This window comes from Terasakiella sp. SH-1 (assembly GCF_004564135.1).
Taxonomy (GTDB): Bacteria; Pseudomonadota; Alphaproteobacteria; order Rhodospirillales; family Terasakiellaceae; genus Terasakiella.
Window position 1 is genome coordinate 796,737 of sequence record NZ_CP038255.1, and the last position, 16,931, is coordinate 813,667.

At 46.1% G+C, this 16,931-nt stretch carries 18 protein-coding genes and 1 tRNA gene; 14 read left to right on the forward strand and 5 right to left on the reverse strand.

Annotated elements, in window-relative coordinates:
* Positions 1–79 precede the first annotated feature (79 nt).
* The gene (locus E4K71_RS03590; RefSeq protein WP_135076685.1) at positions 80–880 is read left to right on the forward strand and encodes a transporter substrate-binding domain-containing protein; all 801 of its coding nucleotides are present in this window, start codon (positions 80–82) and stop codon (positions 878–880) included.
* A gap of 6 nt (positions 881–886) precedes the next feature.
* Here E4K71_RS03590 and E4K71_RS03595 read toward each other — a convergent pair whose 3' ends face one another.
* Positions 887–1,108, reverse strand: a complete 222-nt coding sequence (locus E4K71_RS03595) for a hypothetical protein (protein ID WP_135076688.1) — start codon at positions 1,106–1,108, stop codon at positions 887–889.
* 128 nt (positions 1,109–1,236) lie between these two features.
* Here E4K71_RS03595 and E4K71_RS03600 point away from each other — a divergent pair, with 128 nt between their 5' ends.
* The 7 genes from E4K71_RS03600 to E4K71_RS03630 all read left to right on the forward strand — a co-directional run bounded on the left by E4K71_RS03600 (position 1,237) and on the right by E4K71_RS03630 (position 7,222).
* Positions 1,237–1,923: a glutathione S-transferase N-terminal domain-containing protein gene (locus E4K71_RS03600; RefSeq protein WP_135076691.1), complete on the forward strand. Its 687-nt coding sequence runs from the start codon at positions 1,237–1,239 to the stop codon at positions 1,921–1,923.
* Between the two features lie 71 nt (positions 1,924–1,994).
* Positions 1,995–2,084 (forward strand) — tRNA-Ser (locus E4K71_RS03605).
* A gap of 361 nt (positions 2,085–2,445) precedes the next feature.
* Positions 2,446–3,423, forward strand: coding sequence for a hypothetical protein (locus E4K71_RS03610; RefSeq protein WP_135076694.1), 978 nt, complete (start codon positions 2,446–2,448; stop codon positions 3,421–3,423).
* A 3-nt stretch (positions 3,424–3,426) separates the two neighbouring features.
* A complete protein-coding gene (locus E4K71_RS03615; RefSeq protein ID WP_135076716.1) occupies positions 3,427–4,416 on the forward strand; it encodes a DUF3578 domain-containing protein in 990 nt (329 codons plus the stop codon).
* Between the two features lie 429 nt (positions 4,417–4,845).
* On the forward strand, positions 4,846–5,445 hold the full coding sequence (locus E4K71_RS03620) for a site-specific integrase (protein WP_135076719.1): 600 nt from the start codon (positions 4,846–4,848) through the stop codon (positions 5,443–5,445).
* Between the two features lie 531 nt (positions 5,446–5,976).
* Positions 5,977–6,291, forward strand: coding sequence for a helix-turn-helix transcriptional regulator (locus tag E4K71_RS03625; protein WP_135076722.1), 315 nt, complete (start codon positions 5,977–5,979; stop codon positions 6,289–6,291).
* Positions 6,292–6,334: 43 nt separating this feature from the next.
* Entirely contained in the window at positions 6,335–7,222 is an 888-nt protein-coding gene (locus E4K71_RS03630) for a reverse transcriptase family protein (protein ID WP_167730251.1), read from the forward strand.
* Here the strand turns inward: E4K71_RS03630 and E4K71_RS03635 are convergent.
* Positions 7,219–7,491 (reverse strand): hypothetical protein, encoded by a 273-nt coding sequence (locus E4K71_RS03635; protein WP_135076728.1) that lies wholly within the window; start codon positions 7,489–7,491, stop codon positions 7,219–7,221. The genes E4K71_RS03630 and E4K71_RS03635 overlap by 4 nt on opposite strands.
* A 109-nt stretch (positions 7,492–7,600) precedes the next feature.
* On the opposite strand from E4K71_RS03635, the gene E4K71_RS03640 reads away from it, so the two are divergent.
* The 3 genes from E4K71_RS03640 to E4K71_RS03650 are packed head-to-tail and all read left to right on the forward strand — an operon-like array spanning position 7,601 to position 8,668.
* Positions 7,601–7,888, forward strand: coding sequence for a hypothetical protein (locus tag E4K71_RS03640; RefSeq protein WP_135076731.1), 288 nt, complete (start codon positions 7,601–7,603; stop codon positions 7,886–7,888).
* A 2-nt stretch (positions 7,889–7,890) separates the two neighbouring features.
* Entirely contained in the window at positions 7,891–8,322 is a 432-nt protein-coding gene (locus tag E4K71_RS03645; protein ID WP_135076734.1) for a hypothetical protein, read from the forward strand.
* A complete protein-coding gene (locus tag E4K71_RS03650; RefSeq protein ID WP_135076737.1) occupies positions 8,312–8,668 on the forward strand; it encodes a hypothetical protein in 357 nt (118 codons plus the stop codon). The genes E4K71_RS03645 and E4K71_RS03650 overlap by 11 nt, the downstream gene beginning before the upstream one ends.
* 931 nt (positions 8,669–9,599) lie before the next feature.
* Here the strand turns inward: E4K71_RS03650 and ndk are convergent.
* Positions 9,600–10,022 (reverse strand): nucleoside-diphosphate kinase, encoded by a 423-nt coding sequence (ndk, locus tag E4K71_RS03655; RefSeq protein WP_135076740.1) that lies wholly within the window; start codon positions 10,020–10,022, stop codon positions 9,600–9,602.
* A 165-nt stretch (positions 10,023–10,187) separates the two neighbouring features.
* Between ndk and E4K71_RS03660 the strand changes: the two genes are divergently transcribed.
* Positions 10,188–12,065 (forward strand): ABC-F family ATP-binding cassette domain-containing protein, encoded by a 1,878-nt coding sequence (locus tag E4K71_RS03660; protein WP_135076743.1) that lies wholly within the window; start codon positions 10,188–10,190, stop codon positions 12,063–12,065.
* Here E4K71_RS03660 and E4K71_RS03665 read toward each other — a convergent pair.
* Positions 12,062–13,855, reverse strand: coding sequence for a tetratricopeptide repeat protein (locus E4K71_RS03665; protein ID WP_135076746.1), 1,794 nt, complete (start codon positions 13,853–13,855; stop codon positions 12,062–12,064). The two genes, E4K71_RS03660 and E4K71_RS03665, sit on opposite strands and share 4 nt — an antisense overlap.
* Before the next feature lie 300 nt (positions 13,856–14,155).
* Between E4K71_RS03665 and E4K71_RS03670 the strand changes: the two genes are divergently transcribed.
* The gene (locus E4K71_RS03670; RefSeq protein WP_135076749.1) at positions 14,156–14,461 is read left to right on the forward strand and encodes an STAS domain-containing protein; all 306 of its coding nucleotides are present in this window, start codon (positions 14,156–14,158) and stop codon (positions 14,459–14,461) included.
* 15 nt (positions 14,462–14,476) lie between these two features.
* The gene (locus E4K71_RS03675; RefSeq protein WP_135076752.1) at positions 14,477–15,271 is read left to right on the forward strand and encodes a helical backbone metal receptor; all 795 of its coding nucleotides are present in this window, start codon (positions 14,477–14,479) and stop codon (positions 15,269–15,271) included.
* 199 nt (positions 15,272–15,470) lie between these two features.
* On the opposite strand, the gene E4K71_RS03680 is transcribed toward E4K71_RS03675, so the two are convergent.
* Positions 15,471–16,619, reverse strand: a complete 1,149-nt coding sequence (locus E4K71_RS03680; RefSeq protein ID WP_135081968.1) for an IS3 family transposase — start codon at positions 16,617–16,619, stop codon at positions 15,471–15,473.
* Positions 16,620–16,931: the final 312 nt, after the last annotated feature.

Here is a 16,931-nt window from a genome sequence, read left to right on the forward strand (position 1 = left end):
GAGTATTACATCTCTGCTAAAATTGAGTTATATTCTTGGGTTGAAAATTAGATCGCTTTAAACAGCTAAATGATGTCCGATGAAGTTTCTCAGCGTTATTCTTTTACTCGCATTTTGCGTGATGAACACCAATGTGAAGGCACAGGACCCTGCACCGGATAACAGTCTGGTGATTGCGTCTTTTTCTTTCCCTCCTTTGCTGCATTTGGCCGATAATGGTACATTTTCTGGCACAATGGGGGAGACTGTCAGGTTTATCTGTGAAGAAGCCAAACTGGATTGTACATTTAAACTGGTGCCGTTGAAGCGTGCTTATAACGACTTGCGACACGGCCGTGTGGATGGATTGATTACATTGGATTTAGGTCAATTCAAAGAGTGCTGTTTCAGCAGTAAATGGTTTTCTGAATGGTCTGCGGGGCTATTCTCAACTCATGAGCCAGCAAAGATACCATCTACTCGTGAAGAGATATTGGGGGGCTCCCTAATCGTGGTGAACGGGATGCGTTCACCCTATAGTTTTCTCCCCGATATGGATCAATTAGCCAAGGAGAAGAGCATTCGGTTGTATAAAGTAAAAAACATCTCTACAGCAGTGAAGATGTTTGCCGTAGATCGTGCTGATTTCCTTTGGGGTGGGGAAGATTTTAAATGGTATTTGCAACGTATCGCTCCAAACAAGCAGTATCACTATAAGCCATTGTTTAAGAAAAATGTGGTGTTATGGACGCAAAAGGTCAAAAGTTTACCGCTTATGCGGTTTAATAAAGCTTATACGGCGTTAAAAAACAAACAAGCTCTTAGCCAAAACGGCCTGATGATCCCTTACTTTATGGATAAGAGATACAAAGAGTATTCGATGCCGGAAACGATGGATTAAGCTGTTTTAGGAACGGCTGGGGATATTTGCAGCTGTACGCCCCAGTGGTGTGATGGTTGTTTTATGAAAACCTGCACCAAAGACAGAGCGCCTGACCCAACCCTTTTTCTCACATTCTTCAACTGTGCGTTCCAGAATTGTACCGGAAATGTCATCAGCTAGCGCAATGTCACCGGACATGATCAACAGTTCAAGCAATAAACGTTGTTGTGGAAGAACGTCCGGCATCTTTGCACCCCTTTATTTGGCCTTTGCCTTCATCCTTGAAGACAAAATTGTGAAGTTGGTCATATTTCCCCTAGTTGGAATGCTTTAAAATAGCCTACAATTCTTAAAACTCTCTAAACGGTGGAAAAATGATTGATCTTTATAGCTGGCCCACACCAAACGGGCATAAAGTCCATATCATGCTGGAAGAAACCGGACTGGATTATCGCGTCCATGGGGTGGATATTGCCAAAGGCGACCAGTTCGAACCGGATTTTCTGAAACTGAGCCCCAATAACAAGATCCCGGCCATTTTGGATCATGATGGCCCAGGTGGGAAGCCGATCAGCTTGTTTGAAAGTGGGGCCATTTTGATTTATCTGGCTGAAAAAACGGGCTCTGAACTTTTGCCAAGTGATCCGGCAAAACGATATGAGACTTTGCAATGGCTAATGTTTCAGATGGGGGGGCTTGGCCCCATGCTCGGTCAAGCCCATCATTTTCGTAAATATGCCCCTGAAACAGTAGAGTACGGCATTAATCGTTATACCAACGAAGCAACGCGTCTCTATGGCGTGATGGATAAACGTTTGGGGGAGGCTGAATATTTGGCGGGAAGCTATTCTATTGCCGATATTGCCTGCTTGCCCTGGATTAGATCTTATAAGGATCAGGGGCAGGATTTAGATCGTTACCCAAATCTCAAACGCTGGTTTTTGACGATTAAGGAACGTCTTGCTGTGAGACGGGGCTTGGCCGTGTTGGAGGAAAGTACGCGCAAAACCCCTTATAATGATGAGGAGCTAAAAAGACTGTTCAACGTAGAGAGAAAATAAATTCCTAAAAGCTCTTTTTGGACGTTGACAGAGCGTTCATGTGTTTGTAGAACCCTGTGACAACATCTTATGGATAGTTGGCCGAGTGGCTGAAGGCGCTCCCCTGCTAAGGGAGTATGGGTTAACGCTCATCGAGGGTTCGAATCCCTCACTGTCCGCCATTAAATCCCCTGCCGTTAATTCGGTGGGGGTTTTTGTTTATTATCAAGGTGTTATGGTGTGCTTCTCTGGGTAGAGTCGAAGGCCTGATGGCAGTAAAACCACCTACCTCTACCACCTACTTTTATGCTGAAAAATGTCCCGATAGAGAGTGTGTATTGTGTAGCAATCTGCTCTGGTTGTGAATGAACCAATAAAGATTTCAGCTAAGTTGATCCATTTACGCCGACAAAATGCAGTACATTCGAGACGTGGAGGTGAAATTTTAACGTCAACCTACCAGTTTAAACTGTTCACTTCCTCTTGTTCTATGCTTGAAGAATTGCTTATGATGCCCGTCAAAAATGAAGGTGAGGGGGATTTATGGCTGAATACAACAGTACCGTAGAAGAGTGCGACGTTGAGGGCAAGGAAGCCTTAACGCAATACCGTCAGAAGCGAGAGGAGTGGCAATCTTGGTTACACGGTGATGACGAACATTCAGTCATGAACCAGATCTACAACATGATGTGGAGTGACACTGTCTACCGCATTCTCGTGAACCAAGCACGACTCCTGGGAAATGAGGCCCCTACATCCGCGCGTAACGGAGCCTTGGGTCAGTTCATCGATCAAGGTTACATCTCCACTCAGGTTCTTTCAATTCGTCGCCTGGTGGATCCAGAAGCCCGCAGAGCTGAACGCCAGCCCATCTCTATAAAGCGTGTCCTTAAAGATATAAAACGTCATAAGGAGCTATTAACACGAGAGAACTTCGTCTGCGGTGATGGTTTACCTTATGACTTCAAGGCCGAACGAGATAAGTGGTTTGAAAAGGTCGCAGTTGAATTGGGCCATGAGCCACAAGAGCAGACTGAAGAAGACAAAGCACTTGGAGATGCGTGGGATCACTCTAAACGCCTTCATGGAGAGTTTGATCGTCTTTCAGGCGTTAAGCCGGCAGATAGGAAACGCTCTGACCAGGTCTCTGATGAGGTGTTCACGCAACTGAGTAATCTGATAGCCATTCAAGAGATCAACGAGGTTGGTGATTTTGCAGACAAGTTTATAGCTCATGCAGCAGACCCGACATCACGGGCGACCATCTCTCAAGAAGGTATGACTGTTTCCATGGCAAAACTGTCCACATGTCATCAAGCACTGTTCTCTCTTACTCAGGCCATTTCAGGGCAACTGCTATGGGGGACTGCATCACCTGCAATTCCTCACCCACAGTTTGATGTTCTCGAACATCTCGATACGCAATGGCTCAGCGATGAGAACCTTGAGCAAGCAAGGGAAGCGTGGAACGAACGTATTGATGAGGTCGAAGGCTGGCGACCTCCGAAGTTGGAGGGCTAACCAATGGCAACACTTAGAGAAGCGTTGGAGAGAGTTGGGCGTGAATATCCGAACGCAAAGAAAGAGACCTTTGCAGGTCACCCTACTGCTCACTACGTTCGGCATGAATTGGCCAATGCAATTCGTACTGCTCTTAGAGGGCTGGTTGACAGGTACAAGGTGAAAGCAAGCCCAGGCCCCAATCAATGGAGCACTATCCCATGGGGAGCTATCTTAGACCCAAGCATCACTACAACACCTCAGAAGGGCTTTTATGTCGTCTATCTGTTCTCAGACAAAGAGCCGATTGTGCACTTGTCACTGAACCAAGGTGCGAGAGAAATACTGGACGATTTTAAGTCAAAGGCTTTCAAAATCCTAACGGACCGAGCTACATTTATGAGAAGTGCTCTGCCCGAATTCCATAGTCAACTGAATGTTCACGAGATCGCCTTCTCGTCAAATATAGACCTGCCAAGGGGATATGCAGCCGGACACGCTCTTGGCATCGACTATGACTTGAAAAACTTACCCAACAACGACATCCTTGAAAATGACCTGAGAATGTTGCTTGAAGCTTATGGGACGCTTGAATTCCGTTGTGGTGATAAGTTTGATAAAGACTTCACTTCCCCAGACGAGGATGACCCTGAAGCAAGGCCACCGTCCCAGTCGGTGGAAGAAACTCGGAAATACAAACTTCACCGCAGGATTGATCGTCGTTCAGCCGCTGCCACGAAAGCAAAAAAACATCATGGTTCGGTCTGCATGGCATGTGACATGACTTTTGAAGAGGTTTATGGGGAGTTGGGTGCAGGATTTATTGAAGCACACCATAAGGTTCCTCTCTCTGAGCTTACAGAAGGTGTTGCCCGGGAGTATGATATTGAAAAAGACTTTGCCGTTTTGTGTTCGAATTGCCACCGAATGATCCATAGAATGGACGATCCATCTGATGTTGAAGGGCTGCGTGAACTGTTAAGGCTTCACAGAAAAACAGATGAAGAGCCTTGAACAGGTGAAAACAATAGATGAGGGCAGGGTGGTCTGAGGTGTAAGGAACACCTTAAAAAACAATCTCTCCTCATCAGGTAATCCAGAGGTTTCTTCAAGGAACACATAAGGGGAAACATAAGGGGAAACCTTCCGGGGGCTTCCTATAGTGCGGGTTAATTGTTTTCCAGCAGAATTGGCTTACCAATCTCTGAACCTGCTCTGCTTGCCACTGTTCACCTCAAGCAGGTGGAATGCCCCTATCGTTAAGTATCTTGGCAATGCGTTCCAAACGGCTTACACCGCCTACTTGAATATCTGTGACCATAGAGATGAGGTCTTGTGCTCTCTACTGTGCCTTTGGTTTCTTAGCTGCGGTGGCTTTACGGATAGTCGGGGCGAAAAAGGCGTTCTCGTACAAGAGGCTCCTGAAGATAAAGCCATGCGCAGATGGAAATCGACACCGCACAGAAAGAATGGGACGTACCACTGACGGTCAATCCGGTGAAGATGATCAAGAAGCCCCGTTCCCCGAAAGCACGGGATCGTCGCCTTACGGTGGATGAATGGTCAAAACTGATGGAGGCTGCACAACAATCCTATCTAACGTGCCTTGCCGATGTCGTAGAATTTGCCGCAGAAACCGCCATGCGCCGTTCTGAACTGGTTCGTATTTCACCCGATAACATTGACCTTGAACGCTGCTTGTTGCACATCCCCATCACTAAAAATGGACATCCAAGAAGCATCCCTTTGTCATCACGCGCAACCGTCTTAGCGAGAAAGTATAATAACTGCGACAAACCGACCCTGTTCCCATGCACGTACCACCAACTTGGCAGATGGTTCCGTGCCGCTTGTAAAGACGCTGGTATCACAGACTATCATTTTCACGATGTACGCCATGAAGCGGTATCACGTTTGACGGAGAAAGGACTGTCTCCGATTGAAGTATCATTGATTAGCGGACACCGTGACTTACGGATATTGATGAACTATTCCCACATGCGGGTGGAAGAAGTAGGGCGAAAGTTAAAAGTTCGCCAGTAGCGAACTTTTTTCTCAATTTGACGAAAAAAGTATTTCATCTTGCGATTACACCTGCTATAGTCATCTTGTTTAGTGAGAATATTGGCACCCTTGGTGTTGATGTCGCATAACTCGAAGCCTTTGGCTTGCGGGAACTTCGGTTCCTACTCTCCGCTGCGCAGGCGACGAAATGGACAACGACTTCCGCTGCTCCGTATCGTCCCACTCACCCAGCGTTAATCCGATGCCGTTGCGAACGGCATCGGTAGAAGGTTTAGGGGTTCTGCTCTCGTTTGGACTACGTTGCGTTTTTTGCGACGCTAAAGCACTCCTGCTTTAGTGAAACGTGACATAGGAGTTTATTATTATGTCCTCCCCACTAAACACCAAACGAGAGGCGTTGCTCGCACGCCTGTATCAAGGCATTAAGGATGTTATCCGCATCCTCTTGGTCAATCCGCGTGTATGGAATGCAGCAATCAACTTTGTGCGCTTCATCTCCACACTATTCGATGAGTGACAACCCCTAAACTAACTAAAGGAATAACAGTTATGTTAAATGATGCACTCAGATTAATTCGCGTTTATCACAACCAAACGCAAGCACAAGTATCAGAAGGTTTAGGGTTATCGAAATCATATATTTCTGAGATCGAGAAGTCTCGGAAGAAAGTCAGCATGGAGACGCTTCAAAAGTATGCTGATTACTTTGGGGTACCAGCATCATCTCTCATGCTCTTTGCTGAAAATTTGGAAAACCCATCGGCATCAACGAAAGTGAAAAATGCCGTCGCTGGTAAAGTTGTAAAAATGTTGGACTGGCTTGCAACCATTTCGGATGCAGACCCAGATAAGGTTAGAGGCTGAGCCATTGAACCAATACCCGTTGCATAGATCGTCGTTGTATAGAATGCGCTCCCCACATGCGCTGGCAAAACTGTTGTATGTGTCGCGGGAGCAATTGGAATATTTAGCAAACCTTGATGACAACAAGCGTTTTCGCATTTTCACTACGAAAAAGGGTCGTACAGTTCAAGAACCTATCAAACCGTTACAACGGCTTCACAAACGGTTAAAGAAACTGCTCACAAGAATTGAGACACCTCAATATCTGCAATCTGCCAAAAAAGACCGTTCGTACGTTACTAATGCTCAAGAGCATTTGGGCGTTCACAGCACGTTGAAAACAGATGTGAAAAAGTTCTACCCGTCAGTGAAACGCAGTGTTGTTTATGGGTTCTTCGCTCATGGTTTGGAGTGTAGCAAAGACATTGCTGCACTTCTGGCAAAACTGACTACAGTAAACGGACATTTAGCAACAGGAAGCAGCGTTAGCCCAATACTGTCCTATTTCGCACATCGCCCTATGTTTGAAGAAATTCATGCTCTTGTAGAAACACGAGAAGCGATTATGACACTATATGTCGATGACATCTCCGTATCAGGTGATCATGTAAGCCAAAACCTTTTGAGCAAAATCCGCGCAATCATATCGCGCCATGGGCTGCGCTCTCACAAATCGCACTACTTCCCACCAAAGGCGAATAAAACAATCACTGGCGTTATCATCGCCGATGGCGAGATGCGATTACCCAACAAGCGTCACCTCAAAATCAAGAAGGCATTTGATGCCGTAAATGCCGCTGATATGTCTGACGAGAAACTGGACCTATATAAAGCACTGATTAGTCGAGTGTACGAAGCATCCCAAATCGAAGACAAGTGGGAACCTCGAGCGGTCAATCTTGTAAGCGCACAAAGCAGATTGAAAGAAGAATTAGACGCACGAAACCCTTAAAATGGATAGGACCAGACGTACACGGTGCAGCCACCGAACCCATCAATTTCGGTGCGGATGCTATCACGGTCCAGCAATGTCCCGATGCCATCTGTGATAACTGATTTACGTCCTTTCAGATACCATTGACCATCCAATTGGGCGATGTCGTTTTTGTCCGTGATGGTCACACATTCTTTCAGCATATAACCTGTGTGAAGGGCTTTCAGAACGTCATTGTGATGTTGTGACGGGTCTATCGTTACCCGTGCGGCTTGGTTACAGAACATATGTATTCTCCGTGCATATTATTGTGATTCTCCGTCTTAATAGAACGGTCTTACGTTCCGTATTTAGCGATAAATAATTGACGTTAGAAACGACCAATGGAGAACGCATATGACCTGCATTTCTAAGACCGTATTCACGGAACTACGCCGCTTGAATATCCTCAAATCGAGTGAAGAACTCAGTATCATGATGGCACGGACATCCTCTTATGCAAGGTCAGTCTGGTGCCGTAACGCCACGGTAACAACGGAGGCTCTATTCCATCTCTATATCGATTTGGGCAACCTTGTGATGGAAACGGCAGACCAACCCGATACAGCAACCGCACTGGCTGATTTACAGACCATCATCTGGCAGGAACTTTGTGACCGCGCCCATAAGAAACTGGTGGCATGATCATGCGCATTAATGAAGTGACCAGCCATATCCAACACCTGCCGACACCCACGGATAAACACGTCTATATCGTTCCGGTACGCTGTTTAGGCACCTGCACCATCAAATCCAGCACAGCACCCAAGAAAGCCCATGTGGTCGTTGATAATCAAGTTATCGGCAATGAAACCAGCGACATTACATTTGAAGATGCAGGTGGTGGTGAAATCATCGCAATGGCAGAGTGTTTCGGTAACATCATCGTTAATGCCGAAAATCACGAGGAATTAGAAAATCTCGTTAAAGACTTCACCCCGAACCTTCACACACCGATTGGTGACTTCACGCTCAAGAAAGGGCGTGTCAAAATCGTCGGTAATGTGGTGCGGGTGGACTTCCAACAGCAATCAATCATGGTCAAAGTGGACCGCACGGGAGAGATACATGCGCATTGATGACATATATGTACCGGAAGACGAACCATCGGCTTTTGCTTTCACTGTTACTTTTGAGAACCCATGTAATGCCACTGCCGTCAATATCTTCGTACCGGGAGCATCCAGTCAGGTTAAATCGGTTAATGGCAAGATTACCGTGCTGATTGCTGCATTGTCTGAAACCACAGAAGAACTGCAAAGCATGATCAGAAATGCCGTGCTGTCATGTAATGGCATTGACTACGTAGGTGCTGAATTACGTCCCACACTTTCCGGTGGATTGATCGAAGTCCCACCGGGGTTTCATGGATGCCGTTACCATGCGCTGCATCAGGTCTATCCTGATTTCTTCTGTATGTCATGAAGGCACCTTTTGGGGAAATCTCGTCATAGCGCATGGGGCGTTCTTTTTTGAACCTTGTCGCCTCTTTCGCTGACGCTGCAAGAGTCGATAACATCGCCCAATCCATCCACAAACTGACGTTTGTGTCTGTTTTTGGTCGAGTTAGTTTATCTCTGATAGATGGTTCAGATTATTCATTTCAAGGCGGTAAGCCCGTTTCTTCACTTGCAATAGATTGAAGTGGTCTTTTTATTCCCCCTGTCCCTGAAAATCAGTTCAAGAACAAAGGGGAGAAGTTTTGCAATGAGTATCGCAGTCTGTAATGTTGTTCGTTATCAGTTACCTGAAACACTGGCGGTCGCCCGTTGACCAGCATATATCCGAACAGTCTATCGACGGTTATCATATCGTAGATATGAAGCATCCCATATAGCCACACTACCGACCACATGAGATTGGCAAGTCCATGAACATCCGACACGGGTCTTGCCTCTTTTTGGCGTTCTTTATTTTTACTCGCAACAACATTGATACCTAAATGTCCATCGCCACTGATTGGTGCGTTTTGGGATACGATATCGCAATCTTCGAGCCAACTGGAAGGTGCAGCCGATAAGAGGTCGGTCTTTGTCCCGATGTCCTCCCATATTCAATAGAACCTTCTTGGCATGCGTTGATTTTCTCATACGGGTATTCAAAAAAGCAATAAACTTTTCACCCAAGTAAAAGGAATATCATCGCATACACGTTATTTATACAACGGTGAGTGAAACCACGCACAAAAGCCTCAAAAACACAAAAAGACCAGATAGGGCAACCTATCTGGTCTTTGTGCAAACTTGTGCAATTCTTGTGCAGTGATTGACGATTTCCTGAACCGTCTTATACTGTTGGATGAAACATCAACAACAGAAACCGCACAGGCACCTACAGTTAAAAAACCGCAGAAACCTTAGCCCACAATTTCACATGCGCTAAAGAAATATGCAATCTCTTCACGCGCAGTTTCAGGAGCGTCAGAACCGTGTACTGAGTTCTCTTGAACGTCAACGGCGAAATCTTTACGGATTGTGCCTTCTTCAGCGTTCGCCGGGTTTGTTGCACCCATGATCTCACGGTTTGCGAGGATAGCGTTTTCGCCTTCCAGAACCTGAACAACAACCGGCTCAGACATCATGTATTCAACCAGTTCGTTGAAGAAAGAACGCTCTTTATGTACAGCGTAGAAGCCTTCAGCTTGTGCACGAGTCAGGTGGATGCGTTTAGAAGCAACAACACGCAGACCTTTTTCTTCAAAGCGTGCGATGATTTGACCAGTCAAGTTACGGCGAGTTGCGTCCGGCTTGATGATGGACAATGTACGTTCGATAGCCATGAGGGAGACCCCTTTACCAAAAATAATTCTCTATTAAGCCACACGACCCAATGCCTGTGACAAAGTGGGCGCCTTATACAGGGTCAAAACACATTTTGCAACTGCACAAATCATGAAATTCAACTTTCATAGTGAATTGCCCAAAATTTATGCTATTTAAACCGAATGTTACATATTAATGACCTCACATACCGCATTGGCGGACGTACCCTTTTTGATCAGGCAACCGTTGTGGTACCTGCGGGCCATAAAGTTGGCCTGGTAGGTAAAAACGGGACAGGCAAGTCCACCCTGTTTAAACTTATTCTGGATGAGCTATCGCCTGATGATGGCGGGCTGACCATTCAAAAACGTGCGCGTGTGGGTCGAGTCGCTCAGGAAGCCCCCACAGGCAGCGACAGTTTGCTTGAAACCGTGCTTAAGGCCGATACGGAACGCGAAAGCCTGCTGGCAGAGGCTGAAACCAGTGAAGACCCAAACCGCATTGGCGAAATCCATGCGCGTCTCGGTGATATTGATGCCCACAGTGCGCCCGCACGTGCAGCTGCTATTCTGCAAGGTCTTGGCTTTGATCATGAAGCACAACAACGCCCCTGTAGTGATTTTTCAGGCGGGTGGCAAATGCGCGTGGCACTGGCTGCGGCGCTGTTTGCCAAACCAGACCTGTTATTATTGGATGAGCCGACCAACCATTTGGATTTGGAAGCGGTTATGTGGCTGGAGGAATACCTCAAACGCTATCAAGGCACCATTCTGGTCATTAGCCACGAACGCACTCTGCTTAATAATGTGGTTGATGAAATCATCCATCTGGAACATTGCAAGCTGAACCGTTACGGCGGCAATTACGATACATTTGAAAAGACCCGGCGTGAAAAACTTGCCCTGCAAGCCAAGGCTCAATCCAAGCAACAGGCGCAACGCAAACACCTGCAAAGCTTTGTTGATCGTTTCCGGGCCAAGGCCACCAAGGCCAAGCAGGCCCAAAGCCGCCTGAAAATGCTGGAACGTATGGAACCGATTGCTGCGGTCATGGAAGAAAAGACCTATGCCTTTAATTTCCCTGACCCGGAACCGCTTTCATCTCCACTGATTGCCATGGAAGATACGGCTGTGGGTTATGAGGAAGACAAGCCGATCCTCAAAAAGCTTTCCCTGCGTATTGATATGGATGATCGCATTGCCTTACTCGGGGCAAACGGGAATGGTAAATCGACACTGGTGAAATTACTCGCCAATCGCTTAGAGCCCATGGATGGAACCTTACGTAAATCCTCCAAACTGAAAATCGGCTATTTCGCCCAGCATCAAACTGACGAGCTGAATGTACAAAAAACGCCTTATGACCATATGGCGGCGCTCATGCCAGATGCTATTGAAGCCAAAGTGCGCGCCCAACTAGGGCGTTTTGGTTTTGAAGGCGACAAGGCCGATAGCAAGATTGAAAAACTATCCGGCGGGGAAAAGGCACGCCTGTTATTCGCGCTTATGAGTTATGAAGCCCCGCACATTATGTTTTTGGACGAACCGACCAACCATTTGGATGTGGATAGCCGTGAAGCTCTGGTTCAAGCCATCAATGCCTATGACGGGGCGGTCGTGATTGTCTCACACGATCCGCACTTGCTGGAACTGACCTGTGATCGTTTATGGATTGTGGAGAAAGGTGACTGCAAAGCCTTTGAAGGTGATCTCAATGAATATAAACGCCAGTTGATTGAAAGCCGAAAGACGGAAAAGAAAGCAGCCAATACATCAAACACCACCAGTGTTAACCAGAAAAAAGCCAACCGTCAGGACCGTGCTGCTCAACGCGCCGCACAGGCCCCCTTGCGCAAAAAAGCCAAAGAGGCGGAAAAACGTGTGGAAAAACTGACCGGTGAAAAGGAAAAGCTGGAAAACAAACTGGCGGACCCGAAAATCTACGAAGGGCCAAGCGAGAAGCTTCAAGAACTTCAAATCCAGCTAGGTGAAATTAACAACCAGCTGGAAGAAGCCGAACTAGAATGGCTGGAAGCGGCTGAGGCTTTGGAAGAAGCTTAAGCTCCAATTCTAAGATCAGTTGGTTTCTGCCCAGACATAAACAGATGATAGGCTTCCTCATAAGCCAGTTCAATATTTCTCGTATATCGCAGTGTATCAAACAAGGGAACAGACAGCCTGCTCTCCTCAAGCCTTTGACGAAACTCTTTCAACATGTTTTGCTTTGATGTGGCCAGTTGATAGGCAAGCTCTTCATATTCCGACGGAGTTTCTGTAATTAACTCTGGCAATTGAGCGGCATTCAGCAAACTTGCAGCCACACGTGCTGCAAATTGCTGACCAATTTTTGTCAACACTGGCAGCCCTGCCCATAAGGCATCACTTGTCGTGGTATGCGCATTATAATTAAATGTATCAAGGAAAAGGTCAGCCAGTTTTTGACGGGCCAAGTGAACATCATTGGCAACTCGACCGGCAAAAATAATCCGCTCAGGTGCAATGCCACGGGCCTGTGCCTCTTTCAAAATATTTGCCTCCGTCCATTGATTGGCCTTTAACAACCATAAGACACTGCCTTCAACCCGGTGCAGCAAGTTCATCCAAATGTCAAATTCCTGCGGCGTAATTTTATAATTGTTGTTGAAACAACAAAAAACAAAGCCGTCTTGCGGCAAATTATAATCGGAACGGCACATTGTTTCTTTAGACAGCACGCGTGTATTGTCATTGGGTTGATATGTATCTGGCATATAAATGACATTTTCACTGTAATATTGGCGTAAATGATCAGGAATAAGTGTTTCATCGCCTACAATATAATCCATAAACTCAGCCCCCATGGTACTGGGATAGCCAAGGTAATTGATTTGGATCGGAGCCAAACGATAGGCAAACAATCCCGTTTTGGAGTTACCTGTATAGCCGTTCATATCAACGGCAACATCAATTCCCTTTGCGCGGACCAAATCAATAATTTCGGCATCTTCAAGCTCTGTCACGTCAACAAATTCATCAACACTCTTCCGTGCCTGTTCCAACATGGGATGTTCGTCTTTCGGGCCGTAATAAAAGGCGAAAATTTCAAACTTTTCACGATTATGGTTTTCCAGCATACCGGCAACCAAGTGCATAACCGGATGGTTGGTCAGATCGGAGGAAAAATAACCAATTTTCAGTTTTTCAGGCTTCTCACGGCCCGAAGGCGTAAAAACATATTCTTTGCGTTTTAGCTTCCGTGTGGCGCAATCACGGGCACAACGCAATTGTAATTGGGGGTTATCTTCCTTGCTAATCAGACTGAAGGGTTCAATCGGTGCACCTTCTCTCCCTAATTGTGGGGATAAAGCCTGATATTCTTCGTAAAAAGACCAGTCACAAATCCGGGCCTGTTCCTGAAATTTGTAGAGTTTCGCCTCACGTAAACCGGGATTGGCTTTCAAAGCCTGCTTGTAAGCTTCTATGGCTTCCACATGTTTTTTCTGAGTGCGATACAGGTGCCCCAGATTGTTATGAACTTCCGCCAGGTCTGGTTTTAGGTCCAGCGTCTTTTTATAAATCTCAATTGCCTGATTAATCTTACCCTGTTTATGGATAGCTAAACCGTAATTGCAATAGCCTTCTGCAAAATCAGGCAAAAGCTCAATTGTCTTTTTAAAACAGCGTTCAGCATCGACAAAGCGGGTAAGGCCAAGGAAAACAGCTCCGAGCAAATTCCATAAAAAAACAGACTGATCATACTCTTTTAAAAAAGCCTCCGCCCCGTCTTTAACTTTCAGCAGCTCCCCACTGGAATAGAAAGCCATCAATTTTTTCAGTTCTTCTTTCGGCGGGTTGTCGGCTTCAACAAACATGTTCAAATCTTTCTAAAATCCAGGTTCGATGGAACAATAACGGGATATAACCCCATATTTCAATTCCTAAAGTCGTTCAGAAAAAATAGCCCTACATAAATGCATATACCAGTCTGTACTAATACAGCAAGCGACCTACCCCTTTAAACTAAGTACTTCTCCAGAGTTCTATCTATATTAACCATTTGCTATAAGTGATTTTCCGTCTAGGATAATACAGTTGCTCTTGTAGACCTTGTCAAAGATTTCATATCTGATTAGTCTATAAGCCTTACAGAAATACACACTCAAAGGTTTACTATGGAATATTCTCTACTTGATGAAGGTAACGTCAAACGTGTCGCTTTCTACGGGAATATTAATTCAGCGTCTCGCCCCAAAATCCTCGAAATCGCGCAAGCCATGCCACAAGCCCCTCGTCGGGAATGGATTTTGGATGTGGACGAGTTTGACTATATTGATTCATCCGGTTTAGGCATGATGCTGGAACTGCAAGAAGTGGCAGAAAGAAACGGCATCACCCTGTCTATTCGCGGCGCCAATGCCCTTGTGAAGCGGATGTTCAAGCTGTCACGCTTTGAAACGCTTTTCAATATTATTGAATAATCCCCGTTGACCCCAATGTTTACGGATGCGATCGGCACTTCCCATGAAACGGCACCGGATGCACGTATCCTGTCGCTTGTGCCTAGCATAACCGAATTGCTTTTTGACATGGGGCTTGGACCACAGCTTGTCGGGCGCACAGCTTTTTGTGTTCACCCTCAAGACCGTGTGAAACAAATCCCCAGCATTGGGGGGACCAAACAAGTCAATATGGATAAGGTGAAGGCCCTGAATGCCACCCACCTGATTGTCAATATTGATGAAAACCCCAAAGAACTGGTCGAGGAACTGGCAAAGTTCATCCCTCATATTGTCGTGACACATCCCAACACCCCTGCAGATAATATTGACCTATTCAGTCTGCTGGGAAATATCTTTGAGCAAAAAGGCCAAGCAGCCCGCTTAATCAGCGAGTTTCAAGCTGCCCTCACCCATGCGCAACTCAGTGCCATGGATCTACCAGAAAGAAAAGTTCTGTATTTTATCTGGAAAGACCCGTGGATGAGTGTCTCATCAGACACCTATATTTCCCATTCACTCAAAATGGCGAATATGATCACCCAGCCGCCACAAAATGAAAACCGCTATCCCGAAGTTGATCTGAGCGAGGCGCTACTGAATGAGGTTGATGCGATCCTCTTTTCATCCGAGCCTTTCCTGTTTAAGGAAGACCACCTTGATCAATTTGCCGGAAATTTCAATATTGCACGCGAAAAGCTGCATATCATTGATGGGGAAATGACATCCTGGTATGGCAGTCGTGCAATTAACGGCATGCGCTATCTGGCTGACTTTGCAAAAACCCTCTAATCTCTTCATATGTATTTTGAATACCTAATACTATTCAGGAACGAGATGATGAAAATGGTATTTTTTATTAGATTTTCTCTCTGCCTTTTATGCTTCTTTTGCTTCATTGGCAAAGCACATAGCGGATTTCAGCATTCTATAAAACGAGCCCAGAACGGAGATGGACCTGTACGGAAAAAGTGGAGTGCGTCTCACTCACTTAGACAGCCCGTTTTTCAAATTTAATCGGACTGAGGCCATTCAGATATGAATGGCGTCTCTTTGCGTTATAAAATCCATTTATATATTTGAACAACTCCTTTTTAGCATGGTCGCGTGTCTGGAAGGCGATTTTCCAGACCATTTCCGCTTTCAAGGTCTTAAAGAATGTCTCCACAGCGGCATTATCGTAGCAGTTCCCCTTGCCGGACATTGACTGTTCGAACTTGTACTTTGCCAGCAGTTTACGGAATTTATTTGAACAATATTGTGAACCGCGATCTGAATGAAAAATCACACCAGCAGGTGGCTTGCGAAGGGCAATTGCCTTGTTTAGGGCATCCATCACCAAATCCTTTTTCATACGTCGACTTGCAGACCAACCAATCACGCGACGGGAGTAAAGGTCGATGACAACCGCCAAGTAAAGCCAGCCTTCACCCGTCCACAGGTAGGTAATATCACCCGCCCATTTTTGATCCGGTGCTGTCGCGGCAAAGTCACCATCCAACAGATTAGGCGAAATATTATGTTTGTGATCGCTGTCAGTGGTGCGTTTGAATTTCTGACTTCGCACGATCCGCAAATTGTTTTGCTTCATAATACGGGCAACGCGGTGTTCACCGACACAAATTCCCTCTTCCTGCAATTCATCTTTCATACGGCCTCGCCCATAGGATTGGTAATTGGCATAATGGATGGACTTGATATGGGCCAGCAGTACCATATCTTCTCGTTGGCGTTTGCTGGTAGGACGATTACGCCAAGCAAAATAGCCACTCTCAGAAACGCTCATCGCACGACACAGACCAGCAATGCTATGGTTCTCACGTTGCAGGTGGACAAACTGGAACTTCACGGCTTTTGGCTCGCAAAGTAACGAGCCGCCTTTTTTAGAATGTGCCGTTCCGTCCGCTTCGCGAGCCCTCTCCTCCCGCAGTTCTCGTACTTCACGGCGAAGACGGGCTAACTCCTTTTGAGCATCATCGTTAGGGGATGAACCTTCTCGTTCACGATATTGGGAAACCCAACGGTTCAAACTGCCGACACTGACACCAAAATCGGCGGCGACCACTTTACGCGGCTGATTACTGCTTAAAGCAACACGGGCGGCTTCTTCTCTAAATTCTGGGGTACGTTTGCGACTCATCATATTCTCCTGTAGTCAGCATAGTTAACTCAGGAGACACACTCCACTTTTTCCGTACAGGTCCAATAACACCCGCCAGCAGAAAAATGGTCTGTCTCGCGTGGGGAATGTAGCTGTCAGAGCTTGTCGTTCCAGTTTCTCAGGAGTGCGAGACTTTTCTCATCCTACAACAAAAAGGAAATATTAATATTCACTATATGTTCTTGACTTTATTCCTGCGTTAAGTTACATGTAGCCTCAGTCAACAGGAGAAGTGTGACCGGATGGTTGCCTTCTCCTGTTTTCGTTTCAAAGCCGCGTTTTCCGCATATT